The 16,443-nt window shown below is 50.1% G+C and carries 15 protein-coding genes; 1 reads left to right on the top strand and 14 read right to left on the bottom strand.

Features of this window, described 5'->3' with window-relative positions:
• Positions 1 to 5: 5 nt before the first annotated feature.
• Genes BLP64_RS03910 through gspC form a run of 6 tightly spaced genes read right to left on the bottom strand, consistent with a single transcriptional unit; the run spans position 6 to position 6,796 of the window.
• Positions 6 to 578, bottom strand: a complete 573-nt coding sequence (locus tag BLP64_RS03910) for a pilus assembly FimT family protein (RefSeq protein ID WP_092592126.1) — start codon at positions 576 to 578, stop codon at positions 6 to 8.
• Between the two features lie 3 nt (positions 579 to 581).
• The gene (gspG, locus tag BLP64_RS03905) at positions 582 to 1,004 is read right to left on the bottom strand and encodes a type II secretion system major pseudopilin GspG (RefSeq protein ID WP_176754909.1); all 423 of its coding nucleotides are present in this window, start codon (positions 1,002 to 1,004) and stop codon (positions 582 to 584) included.
• Between the two features lie 10 nt (positions 1,005 to 1,014).
• The gene (gene gspF / locus BLP64_RS03900) at positions 1,015 to 2,262 is read right to left on the bottom strand and encodes a type II secretion system inner membrane protein GspF (protein WP_092591955.1); all 1,248 of its coding nucleotides are present in this window, start codon (positions 2,260 to 2,262) and stop codon (positions 1,015 to 1,017) included.
• A 3-nt stretch (positions 2,263 to 2,265) separates the two neighbouring features.
• Positions 2,266 to 3,780 (bottom strand): type II secretion system ATPase GspE, encoded by a 1,515-nt coding sequence (gene gspE / locus BLP64_RS03895; RefSeq protein ID WP_092591953.1) that lies wholly within the window; start codon positions 3,778 to 3,780, stop codon positions 2,266 to 2,268.
• Complete coding sequence (gspD, locus tag BLP64_RS03890; RefSeq protein WP_092591951.1) at positions 3,773 to 5,893, bottom strand: type II secretion system secretin GspD; 2,121 nt, start codon at positions 5,891 to 5,893, stop codon at positions 3,773 to 3,775. The genes gspE and gspD overlap by 8 nt, the downstream gene beginning before the upstream one ends.
• A gap of 9 nt (positions 5,894 to 5,902) precedes the next feature.
• Positions 5,903 to 6,796 (bottom strand): type II secretion system protein GspC, encoded by an 894-nt coding sequence (gene gspC, locus BLP64_RS03885; RefSeq protein ID WP_092591949.1) that lies wholly within the window; start codon positions 6,794 to 6,796, stop codon positions 5,903 to 5,905.
• Between the two features lie 150 nt (positions 6,797 to 6,946).
• On the opposite strand from gspC, the gene hslO reads away from it, so the two are divergent.
• Positions 6,947 to 7,807, top strand: a complete 861-nt coding sequence (gene hslO, locus BLP64_RS03880) for an Hsp33 family molecular chaperone HslO (protein WP_092591947.1) — start codon at positions 6,947 to 6,949, stop codon at positions 7,805 to 7,807.
• A 34-nt stretch (positions 7,808 to 7,841) separates the two neighbouring features.
• Here hslO and der read toward each other — a convergent pair whose 3' ends face one another.
• The 8 genes from der to BLP64_RS03840 all read right to left on the bottom strand — a co-directional run bounded on the left by der (position 7,842) and on the right by BLP64_RS03840 (position 16,429).
• Positions 7,842 to 9,365: a ribosome biogenesis GTPase Der gene (gene der, locus BLP64_RS03875; RefSeq protein ID WP_092591945.1), complete on the bottom strand. Its 1,524-nt coding sequence runs from the start codon at positions 9,363 to 9,365 to the stop codon at positions 7,842 to 7,844.
• 6 nt (positions 9,366 to 9,371) lie between these two features.
• Positions 9,372 to 10,559 (bottom strand): outer membrane protein assembly factor BamB, encoded by a 1,188-nt coding sequence (gene bamB / locus BLP64_RS03870; protein ID WP_092591943.1) that lies wholly within the window; start codon positions 10,557 to 10,559, stop codon positions 9,372 to 9,374.
• Positions 10,556 to 11,155, bottom strand: coding sequence for a YfgM family protein (locus BLP64_RS03865; RefSeq protein WP_092591941.1), 600 nt, complete (start codon positions 11,153 to 11,155; stop codon positions 10,556 to 10,558). The genes bamB and BLP64_RS03865 overlap by 4 nt, the downstream gene beginning before the upstream one ends.
• Positions 11,152 to 12,408, bottom strand: coding sequence for a histidine--tRNA ligase (hisS, locus tag BLP64_RS03860; RefSeq protein ID WP_092591939.1), 1,257 nt, complete (start codon positions 12,406 to 12,408; stop codon positions 11,152 to 11,154). Before hisS ends, BLP64_RS03865 begins: the two co-directional genes overlap by 4 nt.
• Positions 12,409 to 12,454: 46 nt before the next feature.
• The gene (gene ispG / locus BLP64_RS03855; protein WP_092591937.1) at positions 12,455 to 13,567 is read right to left on the bottom strand and encodes a flavodoxin-dependent (E)-4-hydroxy-3-methylbut-2-enyl-diphosphate synthase; all 1,113 of its coding nucleotides are present in this window, start codon (positions 13,565 to 13,567) and stop codon (positions 12,455 to 12,457) included.
• A gap of 29 nt (positions 13,568 to 13,596) precedes the next feature.
• The gene (locus BLP64_RS03850) at positions 13,597 to 14,595 is read right to left on the bottom strand and encodes a RodZ domain-containing protein (RefSeq protein ID WP_092591935.1); all 999 of its coding nucleotides are present in this window, start codon (positions 14,593 to 14,595) and stop codon (positions 13,597 to 13,599) included.
• Between the two features lie 52 nt (positions 14,596 to 14,647).
• Positions 14,648 to 15,151: a tetratricopeptide repeat protein gene (locus BLP64_RS03845; protein ID WP_092591933.1), complete on the bottom strand. Its 504-nt coding sequence runs from the start codon at positions 15,149 to 15,151 to the stop codon at positions 14,648 to 14,650.
• A gap of 144 nt (positions 15,152 to 15,295) precedes the next feature.
• Complete coding sequence (locus BLP64_RS03840) at positions 15,296 to 16,429, bottom strand: dual-specificity RNA methyltransferase RlmN (RefSeq protein ID WP_092591931.1); 1,134 nt, start codon at positions 16,427 to 16,429, stop codon at positions 15,296 to 15,298.
• Positions 16,430 to 16,443: the final 14 nt, after the last annotated feature.

Here is a 16,443-nt window from a genome sequence, read left to right as displayed (position 1 = left end):
TAGCATTAGTCGATTCGCTCTAAGGTAAGATGCAACCCGTCATCACTGGCAATGCGCCAGCTATGGCTATCGCCTAAGCGGTCAAAATGCCGCAGCACGAGTTCAAATAGCGGGAGCTCTCCGCTGCCCAAGATCATTAATTGCGGGGGTGGTTCGCGCGGATCTTCATCGCTGTCACGACGCACCCCGTAATCTTTTTCTTCTTCCCCAAACACATCTTCGACGCGAGTGCCGTCTTGTGCGAGCAATGCCAAGTCATCGGTCGCAATCATCAGATCGAGACCTTCGACCGTCGTCGGTGGCAGCGCGCGATGCTGGAGGTTTTGCCAACGCCCCTCGGTAAATTCCAAAAATCGATAGTGATCGCCATTATCGATTCTAAGGCCAATCACGGCATGACGAAGTAACGCATAATCGCGCGCATAACGGAGGCGTTCATAGAGGGTATGTGCCGCTTCGGCAGTGGTATCTTGCTGACGACTAGGAACCACAAAACTCACGGTCAGCGCCAGCATGGCGATCACCGCAATCGTCACCATCACTTCAACTAAGGTAAACCCTTGCCAGCGCCGCAGCATTAATTACTCAATATTCCAGTTACCAATATCGTCATCGGTGCCGGTTTGACCATCCGGACCTGCCGAAAACACGTCAAAATCGCCATATTCACCTGGGCTAAGCAGCAAATAATCGTTGCCCCATGGATCTTGCGGTAAGCGTTGAATATAGCCACCCCGACGATAATTACGCGGCCGCGGTTCAACCGTCGGCTCATTAATTAACGCATCCAAGCCCTGCTCAGTGCTGGGGAAAGTGCCGTTATCTAGTCGATATTGCGCTAAGGCATTTTCCAACGCGACAATATCAGTCCGTGCTTTTTGTCGGTTGGCTTGATCAGCTGACCCTAATACGTTTGGTAAAATTAAGGATGCCAATAATCCGAGAATCGCAATGACTACCATCACTTCGATCAAGCTAAATCCATGATTTCGTTTCATCTTCAACCTCTTGTTGTTACAAGCCAACGCTTTGATTCAATGCCAATATGGGCTGAATAATCGCCAGCACAATAAATAAGACTACCCCAGCCATCACCACGATCAACGCAGGTTCAAATATTTTTAGTGCCACGTTCATGGTAGTTTCAAAGTCACGATCTTGGTTATCGGCGGCGCGACCCAGCAACTGTTCAAGTTCTCCCGATTTTTCACCAGCCGCAATCATATGCAACATCATTGGCGGGAACAGTTTGGTTTGCGCAAGAGCCGCTCGTAACGAGGACCCTTCTCGCACCCGATCCGCGGCTTCCTCCACCGCAATTTGCATCGCACGGTTACTTAACACCCGGCCAGAAATCCGCAGACCATCTAATAACGGCACCGCTGAGGCGGTCAGAATACTTAGCGTGCGTGCCAAGCGCGCGGTGTTAACCCCTTTAATCACTCGCCCAAAGACAGGTACTTTTAACAACCAGGCATCGAAGCGATCACGCCGTTCTGGCTTTTTTAAAAGCTGAGCACCAAGCGTTAAGCCCGCTACTAACGCCACCAGTAGATACATGCCAAAGCGTTGTAGAAACTCGCTTACGGCCAATAAAAATGTGGTAGTCGGCGGGAGAGTTTGGCCCAAGCCGGTAAACTGATCGACAATTTGTGGTACCACGCTGACCAATAAAAAAATAATGACACCGATAGCGACCAAGGTCAAAATACTCGGGTACACCAACGCCTGAATCAATTGCCCTTTCAATCGGTTACGCTGCTCGGTGTAATCTGCCAGCCGACTCAATACCTCATCTAAGTGCCCAGAACGCTCACCCGCTGCCACCATCGCGGTGTACAGCCGGTCGAATACGTGGGCGTACTCGGCCATGGCTTCAGCCAAGGAATACCCCTCCACCACTTTCGAGCGGACGGCCATCAATAGTTTTTGGAGACGCGGTTTATCGGTCTGCTCCGACACCGCCAGCAACGCTTGCTCAATCGGCAACGCAGCGGCAACCAAGGTGGCCAACTGACGTGTAATTAGCGCTAAATCAGCTGCACTCACGCCTCGGGTTTGTAAGCGTTTGCGCCAATTTGAGAGGGGCTTTTGGCTGGTCGATGTGGCGCCTGAGGTGGTGCTTTCGGCCAGTTCCACCTTAATTGGAATCAGCCCTTGGTCACGCAATTGTGCGCGTACCTGACGTTCGGTGTCTGCTTCCATCACCCCTTTCGTGGTGCGACCACTGGCGTTTAACGCTTGAAATGAGTAGGCTGCCACCGCTTACTCCTCACGCGTCACACGCAACACTTCTTCCAGTGTGGTGATTCCAGCTAACGCCTTTACTAAGCCATCATCACGAATAGAAGGTGCGCGGCCACGTAAATATTTCTCAATGGCTTGTTCGCCATGGCCGTTGTGAATCAACGATCGTATTTGCTCATCCACCACCAGCATTTCATGAATTCCGGTACGCCCACGATAGCCCGTATGACTACACTTATCGCAACCAACGGCACGATACAGGTGAGTTTGCCCCGCCACGTTCAGGCCGGCCACATAGGCTAATTCTTCCGCGCTAGCAGGATAAGTTTCCTTGCATTCATCACAGAGCGTCCGCACTAACCGTTGCGCAAGCACCGCTAACAATGACGAACTCAGTAAAAAAGGTTCAACCCCCATATCCTCTAAGCGGGTAATGGCGCCGGCGGCGGTATTGGTGTGCAATGTCGAAAGCACCAAGTGCCCCGTTAATGACGCTTGCACCGCAATCTGGGCAGTTTCAACGTCCCGGATTTCCCCCACCATGACCACATCGGGGTCTTGCCGCAAAATAGCACGCAACCCTCGGGCAAAGGTCATATCTACCTTGGGGTTTACCTGCATCTGCCCAATGCCATCAATCGCGTATTCAATGGGGTCTTCCACCGTTAAAATATTACGGTCGCGCGAGTTAATATCGGTTAACCCTGCATATAAGGTGGTCGATTTCCCAGAGCCCGTAGGGCCAGTCACTAAAATAATGCCATGGGGCTTTTTAATCAGTTCCGCAAAAATCTTACGGTTGGCTTCCGTCATTCCCAGTTGCTTCAAATTCAACCGTGCATTATTTTTATCTAATAACCGCAACACCACCCGTTCACCATGATTGGATGGCATGGTCGATACCCGCACATCCACCGCTCGTCCAGCAATCAATAAACTGATCCGGCCATCCTGCGGAACACGCTTCTCGGCAATGTCTAATTGCGCCATGACTTTAATCCGGGATACCAACAATGAACTTAGCTTGCGGTTCGGTCGAATAATCTCCCGCAACACTCCATCAATCCGGAAGCGCACGACCAATTCTTTTTCGAAGGTTTCAATGTGAATATCTGACGCACCTTCTTTAATCGCTTCTGATAGCATGGCGTTGATTAATTTGATGATGGGCGCATCATCTTCACTTTCTAATAAATCTTCGGTTTGCGGCAACTCATCCGCCAACGAAAATAAATTGCTTTCGTTGCCAATATCCTCCATCAGCTGTTTCGCTTCGGAGGAATCACGTTGATACGCTTGGGTCAGAATGGCCTCGAATTCCTCGTCAGGATGGCGTTGCAAGGTAAAGGGTGTCCCTAATACCCGACGGACTTCTAACAAGGCGGCAGCACTCACTGACTCACGCGCATGCACCACAGCTTCAGGGGTGTCTTCGTTCGCCGTATAGGCCACGACCACCCCGTAACGTTTAGCAAAAGAAAAGGGTAACCGTCGCGGAGCCACTTGCGCGGCCACATTCGCGATATCAGTCATGATTGTCACCTTCGTCTTTGACCGCGGTGCTTTCCTGCTGTTGCATATATTCATCAAAGCTCGGCGGCAATGTCAGCGGGCCATCCCATTCAGGTAACACCGGTTGCGCCGTGAAGGGCATCAACGAAATTCCTTTATCATCTGCTTTGATTTGCTCTGCCCGAATGTAGTTGTACTTCCGCGAAGACAGCTGTGACGCGGTTAAGCCATCGCGCACAATGGTCGGCTTTAAAAAGATCATTAAGTTGCGCTTACTTTTGGTGGTTGAGGTGCTTTTAAATAAATGCCCCAACACTGGAATATCTCCTAGGATCGGCACCTTTGAGATCGATTCTTGCACGTCTTCGTCAATCAATCCGCCCAGCACAATGGTTTCACCATCATCCGCCATGACCACAGTTTTCAACTCACGCTTGCTGATGGTAATGTCGACTGCTGTCGCGCCGCTGATACTGGAGACTTCTTGCTCAATAATCAGCTGCACCCCACTGCCCTCGTTAATTTGTGGCGTCACTTTCAGCTTGATCCCCACATCTTCACGTTTGACTGTCTGATACGGATTATCATTGTTAGCCCCGGTGGTGGAACCGGTAATGGTTGGCACGGATTGGCCAACAATAAAGGATGCTTCTTCGTTATCGACGGTCATCAATGAAGGAGTAGCGAGAATATTTGAGTTGGTATTGGTACTGACGGCTTGCAGAATCGCGCCCCAATCATTTTTCACCACCCCAACCATCATGCCATTCACATTTTGCAATGTTTGCGCCAGCAACGTCATATCGCCTCGGCGATTCGGTTCTTTGGTAGTCACCATATTGCCATCCACTACCGTGGTGGTTTCGCGGCCTTCTTCTTCACGCGCTAGGTAAGCTCCCGCTGCAATTTGCCCAATCCCAGCTTGACGACCGTTGTTGTATTGAACCATCCCGCCGTCTTCACTGATCCATTGCAGCCCAAAATCCATGCCATCGCCTTCCATAATTTCGACAATAATGGCTTCCACATGCACTTGTGCACGGCGGATATCGAGCTGGCGAATGACACCTTCTAAGTTTGCTAACAAGTCAGGCTGTGCCGTAATAACTAACGAGTTCGACGACTCATGGGCATTAATCGAAACCGCACTATTATTGCGCCCCAAGGCAGCACGGCGTGCCCCTGGTACGCCCTGAGTAGGCGCCGCGGTGCTTCCATCGCGCTCAGCCTGTAACGACTGGCTCACTCCTTGTAATACATCGACCAACTCTGTGGCTTTCGCATATTTCAGGTAATAGACGCGCGTATTGCCTTCACTTTTTAAATCTTGGTCCAATTGCTTAATGAGCCCCATCACGCGTTCACGAGCACGCGGGTCGCCACTGATCACCACACTATTGGTACGCTCATCAGCAACAATTTTTGGAATCAATAATGGAGGGGTCCCATCAGTAACTCGCTCGTACAAACTAATCGCAATACGCACAACTTCCGCCGCCGACGCATGATTCAATTTCACCACGGTCACGTCTTGGTTGCCCGCGCGGTCAACCCGTTCAATAATTTCGACCAGGCGCTGGACGGTCTCACTACGGCCGGTCAGCATAATCACGTTCGATGGGTCATAACTCACCACGTTGCCACCACCGCTTTGGTCATTGAGCAAGCGTAACAATGGCGCTAATTCACGCACACTCACGTTCGCCACAGGCACCACTCGCGTGACTAAAGTATCACCGCCTAGGGAGTTATCATCCACCACTGGAATCGCCCCATTGCGCGCGTCTTTATCACGCATGACTTTAATGACACCGGATTCCATTTCAACGGTGGCAAACCCATACACTTCCAGCACATTCAAAAAGAATTGCCAATATTGTTGTTCATTCATGACGTCGTAGCTACGTACATCGATACGACCACGCACGTCTGGGTCAATAATAATGGTGCGTTCTAAGTTTCGACCAACCACTTGAATGAATTCGGTAATATCCGTATTTTTGAAGCTGGCTGCATATTCCACTGGCTCACTGCCCGGGCTCAGCTGACGCGATTGTTGAGCGCTCACTTCAGGAAGAGAGCTCGCCAGCGCTAAGCTGAGTAAAATCGCGAATGCCAATGACGTTTTTTGCATAGGGTTCCCTTAATTCTCTTGTTCTGGTTCGACGGTCGGGAGTGCAGTAAGTAATTCAGTCATACTGATGGGGATATCTAACGTCTCGCCATCTCGTAAAACGGTGACCGTCGCTTCCGTCAACTGTCCGAGTTGCCCGGTTATCGCCATCGCCCCCCTGACGTCGGTTAAGTCCTTGCCATTAATCACAATGGCAATATCGCCATCTTTGAATCCGACCTGCTCAAACCACTGTGGCTGCCGTCCGGCTTGTAATCGATAACCTGTCAAACGATTGCCAGCTCGTACTGGGGTAATGCGTACGACATCCAAAATCGACCCATCGCTAAGGCGTTCATTCGACACAATTTGTGCTTGCACATTCGGGTTGCGCGCTGCCGCCCGCTGTGATGTCCGAACTTCGGTATTGGCGCTATTCGCCATGCTGAGTGATAAGCCTGGACTTAATTCGCCAATATCTTCCAATTCCAGAGTTTCTAAACGGCCGTTATTGTCCAGAATGAGTCGGTCAGCATAAATTTCTTTAATTTCGACGGCAGTGCCATCCAGCTTTTCACCCACCCCATAGACCTGTTGCGTACCGTTGCGCTCAATAATTGCGGCCGAACGTGACGCGACCGTCGCAGCAGAAACTCCCAGCAAGCGAATATTTAGTGAGGTGCGGGGGGCGTTAACGGTTGTGACAGGTGCTTCGGCATTGGCCGTGCCAAATAGGTTCAAGGCCAATAACGGTCGAACAGAATTTTGCTGATGAGCGGGGGTTTCGGTCATACGGATAGGCCCCGCAGCAATGGTCGGCGACGGCGTCACCAAACGCCACGTCAGTTGTGCTGCGAGCCAAGTTGCGGCCACAGCAAACACGATGGTAAGGACAGTGTTGACGTGGGTGTTCTGTATTTGCATGGATGAAAACTACACTTTCGTTATAATTATGTGACACATTCGTCTTTTAGTCATTCTAGCCTTACTCACCTCAAGAGAACAGATCAAATTTGCGGAATCTGGTATACTGCGTTAACTTTTTTTCATTCGTATGACAGACGCCCAACAATCATGAGTAAGCAAACGAATCATTACCCTACTGATCAGCTATTACGCTACACTTTTATCGACAAAGACGTGCGGGGCGAACTGGTGCAATTAAGCACAAGTTACCAGCGCATGATGCTTGGACACGATTACCCTGCACCGGTTCAACGTTTACTTGGCGAACTCATGGCTGCAACCTCATTGCTCACCGCTACCTTGAAATTTGAAGGTCAAATTAGCCTGCAAATTCATGGCGATGGTCCCGTTAACTTTATTACTGTGAACGGCACTCATCAGCAAGAGTTACGCGGCGTAGCCCGAATGCGTGACGAGTTACCCGCCGAGGCGCAAACGCTTAAAGAGCTATTAGGTGCAAAGGCCCTATTAGTCATTACCATAACGCCTTTGGTGGGTGAACGCTACCAAGGGGTGGTGAATGCTGAAGGGGACTCGATAGCGGCATTCTTAGAAGCCTACTTTGCGCAGTCTGAACAATTGCATACGCGGTTGTGGTTAGATGCTGACGGAGAACATGCAGCGGGAATGATGCTACAGGTATTGCCTGCAGCGGGTACGTCGGCAGCAGACTTCGAACACTTAGAGCATTTGACCGCAACAATCACGGCTAATGAGCTATTTACCCTACCGGGGGTGGAAGTTCTGCATCGCCTGTATCACGAAGAAGAGGTCGAGCTTTATCCTGCACAACCGGTTCAGTTCAAGTGCGGTTGTTCGCGAGAGAACACCTTGAATGCGTTGGCATCCGTTTCCCCCGCAGAATTGGAAGAGATTTTAATTGAAGATGGTCACATTACGATGACCTGTGACTACTGTCAGAATGTTTATGAGTTTACCGCAGAGGATGTTGCGACCGTTCATCGCTAAACTCAAGCACGAATGATAGCCCCTGAAACGAAGGTTAGCTTCGTTTCAGGTGTTTCATCAGACGTCGCCGCTTGCGCTGCTGCGACAAGGTTAATTGGTTTTTCTTCCCCGCATAAGGGTTCACCGACTCACGAAACTCAACTTTAATCGGCGTACCCATCACACCCAGTGACTTCCGAAAATAATTCGTTAAATAACGTTTGTATGAGCCTGGCAATGAATCCACTTGGTTGCCATGAATAATGACCCGTGGCGGATTATAGCCACCCGCGTGCGCATATTTGAGCTTAACCCGACGGCCTCCAACTAACGGCGGCTGATGGTCATCTACGGCGGCTTCCAGAATCCGAGTCAGCTTTGCGGCACCCACACGAGCCGTTGCAGATGCGTAGGCTTCAAGCACCGACTCAAATAAGTTCCCCACGCCACTGCCGTGTAACGCAGAAATAAAATGCACTCGAGCAAAATCAACAAAACCAAGACGACGGTCGAGTTCGCGTTTAATTTCGTCACGATGGTCTTGGTCTAAGCCGTCCCATTTATTCACCGCAATTACAATTGAACGCCCTGCATTAATGGCAAAACCGATCAAGTTCAGATCTTGGTCCGACACGGTCTCACGCGCATCAATGACGACAATCACCACGTTGGCATCTTCAATGGCTTGCAGGGTTTTAATCACCGAAAACTTTTCAACAATCTCATCAATGCGTCCACGACGACGAACGCCAGCGGTATCAATAAGAATGTATTCGCGCCCATCGCGCTCCATGGGGATATAAATTGAATCACGTGTGGTTCCAGGCAAATCATAGACCACCACCCGCTCTTCCCCTAGAATTCGGTTGGTTAGTGTGGACTTACCAACGTTGGGACGTCCGACTATCGCAAGCTTTAAGGGTAAACTGTCATAATCGATCGCGGCTTCGGCATGATCACTTACTTGCCCAATGATTTGGCCGTCGGCGTCAAGGATAGCACCATCCGCATCAATGACATTGCCGTCTTTATCGTGGGTGATGACGGTGGCTTCTTTCGGGGCTTGCACTAAGATATCAGGATAGTCTTCAAGCAACGGAGTGAAACAGGTCTTCAAGAGTTGCTCAACGCCTCGACCATGTGCTGCAGCAATGCCGTGAACTTCGCCTAAGCCTAATTCATAGAAGTCCGCACGGGCAGCATCGGCATCAATGCCATCAATTTTATTAGCCACCACAAACGCAGTCTTGTTGATACGCCGTAAATGGTCCGCAATGTTTTGATCCGCTGCGGTCACCCCTTCACGAGCGTCCACCATAAACAACACCACATCGGCTTCATCAATGGCGCGCATGGACTGAGCCGCCATTTCAGCGTCAATGCCCACTTCCTCGCCATGCACCCCGGCAGTGTCGATAACGATAAATTGAAACCCATCGTAGTTGGCCTGACCGTATTTACGATCACGCGTTAACCCGGGAAAATCTGCAACCAGCGCATCCCGAGTACGGGTGAGCCGGTTAAATAAGGTTGATTTGCCCACATTCGGGCGCCCGACCAAAGCAACGACTGGTAACATGCTAAGTTAAATCCTTACCGCGAGTAACGTGCCGTCGCGTAACTGTACATAAAGGGTATCATCACTAGCTACCGGCGCAGTGTACACATCTTGACCTACCTCAAGACGCCCTTCGGTGACCCCTGTGAGGATATTGATAAAATGCAAATAACCATGCCGATCGCCTACGACAATATAATTATTAAAGCGCACTGGGGCGGTTAAATGACGCCCGGTATAATCATTGTTAGACCAGATTTCCACGCCCCCTTGAGCGTCGAGCGCTGTCACTGTGTCTTCAACGTCGGTGACGAATAAGCGGCCGCCAGCGAATAGTAAATTCTGATAAGACGAGTAATCACGACGCCAAATCACTTGGCCCGAACCTGCGTCCAGCGCATACAGGGCACCGTTGTAGGCCACGCTATAGACTTGACGCCCCGAAATAACTGGGCGCGTATCAACGTCCACCAAGCGGTGTAGCTCGGTCGTGCCCGTTGGAATCGCTAACCGTGTTTCCCACGCTGGTTGTCCGTTTTCTGACACCAACACAACCAACTTACCATTCGCGGTGCCAACAAACACCCCGCCTTGCGCGTATGTGGGGGCAGCCGTGCCACGCAATGAAAGTGATGGCGTTTCAGAGGTGTTGCGCCACTTGACCGCACCGGATTCATCATCCAGTGCAATCACCTCACCGGTGGAACCGGCCAGATAAACCATGCCACCACCCACGGCGGGGTCTGCGAGAATTTCAGCACGGACACTTTGATGCCATTTTACTGCACCCGTACTAGCCTCAAGTGCAACCACATCGCCGTTCTCAGTCCCAAGATAAACCACGCCGTCTGCTGCGGTTAGCCCGCCAGCAATACGAAAAGGTTCGCCTTTACGCCACCAAGAGCTACCCTGCTGCCCAACGTCGGTCCGCAAATCAACACGCCACAGTGTTTTACCAGTGGAGGGGTTGATTGCCATGACCACACCGTCACGATCGGCAGCGATTAAGTTATCGTCGACAAACACGGGGTTTAGCTGGGAATAATAATGACCAACCCCCTTCCCGACACTTGTTTTCCAGGCGACCTGGGGTTGTATTTGGGCATCAATCGGTTGCAGTAACTTGTAGGTGATTTCTTCTTTAGAGAAAATTGAGCACCCTGACAATAAAACTGCTATCGCACCAATCAGTCCGAGTTTTTTTACGTGTTTCATGAACCCGCCACAATACTGTTCAGTTTAAGTTCAGCTAACCCATCAGCCCCCTGCTGCTGAGCAGCCAAGTAGGCTTGGCGTGCACCAGCGTAATCGCCTTTGGCTAGCAGAATATCACCCTGCAATTCATACGCACTGGCAGCAAATGCTTTCACCTGAGTCGCTGCCGTGGCCGCTTCAATCGCAGCATCATATTGCTCTTGCGCCAACAACACACGCGCCTGACGAATCGCAGCCAATGCTGCCAACTCCGGCTCACCAGCGTCACGCACTTGTTGCAGCGCACTCACCGCAGTTGCGTAATCACCGGCATCAATGGCAGCTTTTGCCAATTGCATCGCTGCTAAATGGCGATAAGCACTGTTACTTGACGTGACAAACGTCTGTGCTTCAGTCAATCCGTCTCCGGCAAACAATTGAGCCGCGACTTGTTCAAATTGCTCCGATGCTGCTTCCTGTTCGGTACGGACATGATCACCGTAATAACGCCAGCCATAAAAAATCGCAAAGCCAATCACCAGCCCCGCCACAATGCCTTTGCCATGCTCCTGCCAAAAATCTTTTATTTGTTCAATTTGTTGTTCTTCGGTATTCATCCGTTTACTCCCAGGTTCAAATCGCTGAGTGACGTCAACACTACCGGTTCAATCTCACGCTGACGTAAATGCTTTAACTCAAAATCCGTATCACGGACTAACAAAGCATAGGTTGCCCCAGATTTATCAGCACGTGCTAGTTTTTTCTTGATGTTTTGGCTGCCACTATGCAGCTGAACACGTAATTGCGGCTGTGCTGTCCGAATCTGTTCGGCAACAGCAGGTGCATTTAGTTCCGCTGCGGGTGTCACGGCCATCACGTATAAATCAAGCGTGGGTGACGGCGGAATTTTGCCCTGCGCTTCTAATAACAGGACTAATCGCTCCATTCCCATCGCAAAACCAACCGCTGGTGTTGCTTTACCACCCAATTGTTCGACCAGGCCATCATAACGACCGCCAGCGCACACTGTCCCTTGAGCACCCAACTCAGTCGTGACCCACTCGAATACCGTACGGTTATAATAATCAAGGCCACGCACTAGGCGTTCATTCAACACGTAACGAATGCCGGCTGCATCCAAACGTTGACATAAACCATCAAAGTGAGCGCGTGATTCATCATCCCAATAATCAGACAGCTTGGGAGCATCGGCTAAAATCGCTTGAGTCTCTGGTGATTTACTATCAAGAACCCTTAACACGTTCGTGTCTAAGCGACGCTTGGAGTCCTCATCTAAACCATCTTCATGGGCGCGCAAAAATTCGCGCAATGCTTCACGGTAGGCAGCGCGTGCTTCATTCGAGGCAAGTGAATTTAATTGCAGCTCAACTTGCTCAGCAATCCCAAATTCTTGCCACAACCGAGCGGTGAGTAAAATGATTTCAGCATCGATATCCGGGCCTTCCATCCCAAATGCTTCAATGCCAAATTGATGGAACTGACGATAGCGACCTTTTTGAGGGCGCTCATGACGAAACATCGGACCTAAGTACCACAAGCGTTGTATTTGGTTATACAACAACCCGTGCTCGTTGCCAGCACGAACACAGCTTGCGGTTCCTTCGGGACGTAGAGTAAGGCTATCACCGTTTCGATCGTCAAAGGTATACATTTCCTTTTCAACGATATCAGTGACTTCGCCAATAGAGCGTTTGAAGAGATCGGTGCTTTCCAGCACCGGCATCCGAATTTCTTGATAACTGTATTGTGCGGCCACGCGCCGAAGCACGCCTTCAACGTATTGCCACGCTGGCGTGTCACTCGGCAAAATGTCGTTCATACCGCGAATTGCTTGAATATTTTTTGCCACGTTCGATTAACCTAATACGAAAAATGGCGCACAGTATACCGCAGCTTTATTTTTGCTTCACGGGAATCTGTTCGGCAGATAGCCGTTTTACTTGGTCACGGATGCGTTTTTCTAATTCATCCACCAAGTTCTCGTTATCGAGCCGATCTTTTTGCCGCTCACCGTTCAGGTAAAATCCGCTTTTATTTTTGGCGCCTGCTAAACCCACGTGAGAAATCAACGCCTCACCAGGACCATTAACCACACAGCCGATAATGGAAACATCCATTGGCGTAGTAATATCTTCGAGCCGTTGTTCCAGCGCATTGACGGTACCAATCACATCAAATTCCTGGCGCGAACAACTCGGACAGGCTATAAAGTTGATGCCGCGGCTACGTATGCGCAAGGATTTAAGAATATCAAAACCAACTTTTATTTCTTCCACCGGGTCAGCCGCTAGCGAAATTCGCAAGGTGTCACCAATGCCTTCCGCCAACAGCATGCCGAGCCCAATCGCTGACTTCACGGCACCACTACGCATGCCACCCGCTTCAGTAATTCCAAGGTGCAGCGGCTGTTCAATTTGTTGCGCGAGCAATCGATACGACTCAACGGCAAGGAATACATCCGATGCTTTCACGCTAACTTTAAAATCATGAAAGTTAAGGCGATCTAAAATATCCACGTGACGCATGGCTGATTCGACTAGGGCTGCAGGCGTAGGCTCACCATATTTTTCCTGCAATTCGCGCTCTAACGACCCGCCATTGACACCAATCCGAATCGGGATATTGCGGTCACGAGCCGCATCAACAACAGCACGAATGCGTTCTTCATTACCGATATTCCCTGGGTTAATACGCAAGCAATCTGCCCCGTACTCAGCTACTTTTAAAGCAATCCGATAATCGAAATGAATGTCGGCCACCACGGGAATCGGGCTTTGCTCTTTGATCAACCGAAATGCTTCGGCAGCGTCCATGGTAGGAACACTGACTCGTACTAAGTCAGCCCCGACATTAGCGATGGCTTGAATTTGCTTCACTGTTGCCGCCACATCGGTGGTTTCAGTATTCGTCATGGATTGGACAGCAATCGGGGCACCATCCCCAATTGGAATGTTACCGACATAAATACGACGTGAAGGACGGCGCTGAATTGGGGGTGTATAAGTCATGCTCATTTCGCGTGTTGGGTTCGTAACGATTAGTCGAGCGTGAGGCTAACGCTTCGATTACGGCGATAACCACTCAAATCGACCGGCTCATCATTATAGATTAATGTGACGAATTCAGGTTTGCACACAATAATATCAAACGGCGGCGTTCCCGTCAGCGGCATTTCATAGCCCGCTGCTTTCACTCCAATAGCAATCTCCCGGCCCGTCGCATCCGTCACTTTCACCCAGCACTCGCCGCTGAAGGTGAAATGTAAGTTCGCCAGTGGCTCATCGACCAATGGATTCTCGGTAGCGCGTACAGTTTCTGCCGCAGCTTCCTCAGTCGTGTCCTCAGTGGTTTCCGCAATGACGTCTGCAATCATTTCATCGGCCGGTGGCGCATCCTCGACCACTGGCTCGAACACAGGCTCATCTTCCGTCAGCTCAAACAAGTCATCGACTACGGCGGCTTCCGGCGGAGCCGTTTCTTCTACTTGCGGTGTCACCACAGGGGCAGGCTGCGTCACTGTTTCAACCGCAACCGTGGAACGAGCATCAGCGTCTTCGCCACCAAACAGCCCTTCGGCTTGCATATCTTGCCACCACCAAATTACCGCCATTGCAATCACAACCCCAATAACAGCATAGCTGATCAGCATTAATCGATGATCATTGCGCTCGCGGGTTTTGCGTTTTGAAAAGCTTTTCATGTTAATGGCAGCAGGGGCAACTTCTGCAAAGCCCATCTGCTGGTACGCAGCCATCAATTGACCTTCGTCAAGCTCTAACACTTTGCAAAGCATGCGCAAATAACCACGCACATACGCCGTCGGTTCAATTTTATCGTAATTATCAGCTTCTAATTGCTCCACCAGACTCACGCGCAGCCGCAGCATGGCGGCCACTTGATGTGTGGTCCACTGCTTTTCTTCTCGTGCAGCCCGCAATAGCTGCCCCGGAGTGACACTCGCCGGACCCGACGCAACCTGCTGTTCTTGATCTTGTTCTTGTACGTGGTCGTGCTCTTGTTCGTGTTCAGATGCCATAATTTATCGCTGTTTAATTGTCTATCAAAATTCATCAGTGGTGGCGAGATGCCTACTGACGTTCACCCGTACTATGAATACGAGCAAGTTTTAGCAATGCTCTTGCCTGAGCTGAATCACCTTGTTGTTGCGCACAATGGGCCGCATTTTGGTACGTGGTGGCCAGTTTTGCATAACTGGGCTGCGTCAATGCTCGCTGAAACATTCGCTGCGCCGCGGCATAGCGTTGTTGGCGACATAATAATACGCCTAAATTGTTATAGTTATCACCATTTTCTGGAGCTAATTCAATGGCACGTTGATAATGCTGCTCTGCTTTTGGCCAATCATGAACATGCTGGTAATAATGCGCCAACCCAGCCTGAACATTGGCGGATTGAGGACTATGCTGCAGGGCTCGCACTAAATTTGCTTTTGCTTGCTCCAGGTTGCCCCCTTGCAAATACTGTAAGCCCAGCGCTAACCGCGTGTTTGCGGCCGCATCATTGTGCGACCTTGGTTGCGCACACCCTGTGGTCAGCATCCCAGCCAACACCATCAGCAGCATTATTCGCATCACGAATCCCCTGTAAAGACCGTTATCTTAACGGTTATTCAGGTCAGATCAAGCTATCAGAAGCAATCCATTGAGGAAGTTTTGGTAAGGAGGAGCCAATCACTACTGGCTCACTAAGTTATCGCGGACAGTTATCAACGGCAGTTAAACGGGTTTCACAGAAATTTCGGCACCACCCCGTTGGGCCTGTTGTTTCTTGACAATGCGCTTGGTCCGGTCAATCACATCACCCACCAGCTGACCACAAGCAGCGTCGATATCGTCGCCACGCGTGCGACGCACCACAACAATGTAGCCTTTTTCCATCAACACTTTTGCGAATCGGTCGATTCTCGAATTCGACGAACGACCATAATCAGAACCTGGGAATGGATTAAATGGAATGAGGTTAATCTTGCAAGGAGTATCTTTCAATAATTCCGCTAATTCTGCCGCCTGTTCCATGGAGTCATTAATATGATCCAACATCACGTATTCGATGGTAATGGTTTTATTGGCTTTCGAGCCTTCAATATAATCGCGGCTAGCTTGTAGAAACTCTTGAATATTATATTTTTTATTGATCGGCACAATTTCGTTACGCAATTCATCATTCGGAGCATGCAACGAAATGGCTAAAGCAACGTCAATTTCTTCCTTTAATTTATAAAGGGCCGGCACCACCCCTGAGGTACTCAGGGTCACGCGGCGTTTTGACAAACCAAAAGCATTGTCATCCAGCATTAAATCCATGGCAGGAACCACATTCGCCAAGTTGAGCAAGGGTTCTCCCATGCCCATCATGACCACGTTGGTCACGGGTTTCACCCCAGTTTCCCCAAATGGCCCCAATAATTTATTCACCCGCCAAACTTGGCCGATAATTTCCGCCACCCGAAGGTTACGGTTAAACCCTTGTTGGGCGGTTGAGCAGAAGGTGCACTCTAACGCGCACCCAACCTGCGAACTCACACACAGCGTGGCCCGATCCCGTTCTGGAATCCAGACAGTTTCGACATCTTGACCATCGAATAACGTCATCGCAAACTTGATCGTGCCGTCCGCTGACTGTTGTTGCAGACGAACTTCCGGAGCACGAATCTCGGCCACTTGGCTGAGCTTTTCACGTAATCCCTTATTGAGATTCGTCATTTGCTCAAAGTCATCCACGCAATAATGATACAACCACTTCATCACCTGATCGGCTCGAAATGGTTTTTCTCCCAATTCCTCGAAGAACTGACGCATGGCGTGACGGTTCAAATCAAGGAGATTTACTTTCTTATCATTAATGTTCATGGATAACCGTTAGT

The organism is Pseudidiomarina indica (assembly GCF_900104245.1).
Classification (GTDB): Bacteria; Pseudomonadota; Gammaproteobacteria; order Enterobacterales; family Alteromonadaceae; genus Pseudidiomarina; species Pseudidiomarina indica.
This window is presented reverse-complemented; position numbering and strand designations above follow the sequence as displayed.

What these genes read in the sequence shown, in the direction of transcription:
- BLP64_RS03865 (WP_092591941.1), bottom strand. Translation starts at nt 11,155, where the DNA reads ATGAATACCGAAGAACAACAAATTGAACAAATAAAAGATTTTTGGCAG.
- BLP64_RS03910 (WP_092592126.1), bottom strand. Translation starts at nt 578, where the DNA reads ATGCTGCGGCGCTGGCAAGGGTTTACCTTAGTTGAAGTGATGGTGACG.
- der (WP_092591945.1), bottom strand. Translation starts at nt 9,365, where the DNA reads ATGTTACCAGTCGTTGCTTTGGTCGGGCGCCCGAATGTGGGCAAATCA.
- hslO (WP_092591947.1), top strand. Translation starts at nt 6,947, where the DNA reads ATGAGTAAGCAAACGAATCATTACCCTACTGATCAGCTATTACGCTAC.
- gspE (WP_092591953.1), bottom strand. Translation starts at nt 3,780, where the DNA reads ATGACTGATATCGCGAATGTGGCCGCGCAAGTGGCTCCGCGACGGTTA.
- gspD (WP_092591951.1), bottom strand. Translation starts at nt 5,893, where the DNA reads ATGCAAAAAACGTCATTGGCATTCGCGATTTTACTCAGCTTAGCGCTG.
- BLP64_RS03840 (WP_092591931.1), bottom strand. Translation starts at nt 16,429, where the DNA reads ATGAACATTAATGATAAGAAAGTAAATCTCCTTGATTTGAACCGTCAC.
- bamB (WP_092591943.1), bottom strand. Translation starts at nt 10,559, where the DNA reads ATGAAACACGTAAAAAAACTCGGACTGATTGGTGCGATAGCAGTTTTA.
- BLP64_RS03850 (WP_092591935.1), bottom strand. Translation starts at nt 14,595, where the DNA reads ATGGCATCTGAACACGAACAAGAGCACGACCACGTACAAGAACAAGAT.
- ispG (WP_092591937.1), bottom strand. Translation starts at nt 13,567, where the DNA reads ATGACTTATACACCCCCAATTCAGCGCCGTCCTTCACGTCGTATTTAT.
- BLP64_RS03845 (WP_092591933.1), bottom strand. Translation starts at nt 15,151, where the DNA reads ATGCGAATAATGCTGCTGATGGTGTTGGCTGGGATGCTGACCACAGGG.
- gspC (WP_092591949.1), bottom strand. Translation starts at nt 6,796, where the DNA reads ATGCAAATACAGAACACCCACGTCAACACTGTCCTTACCATCGTGTTT.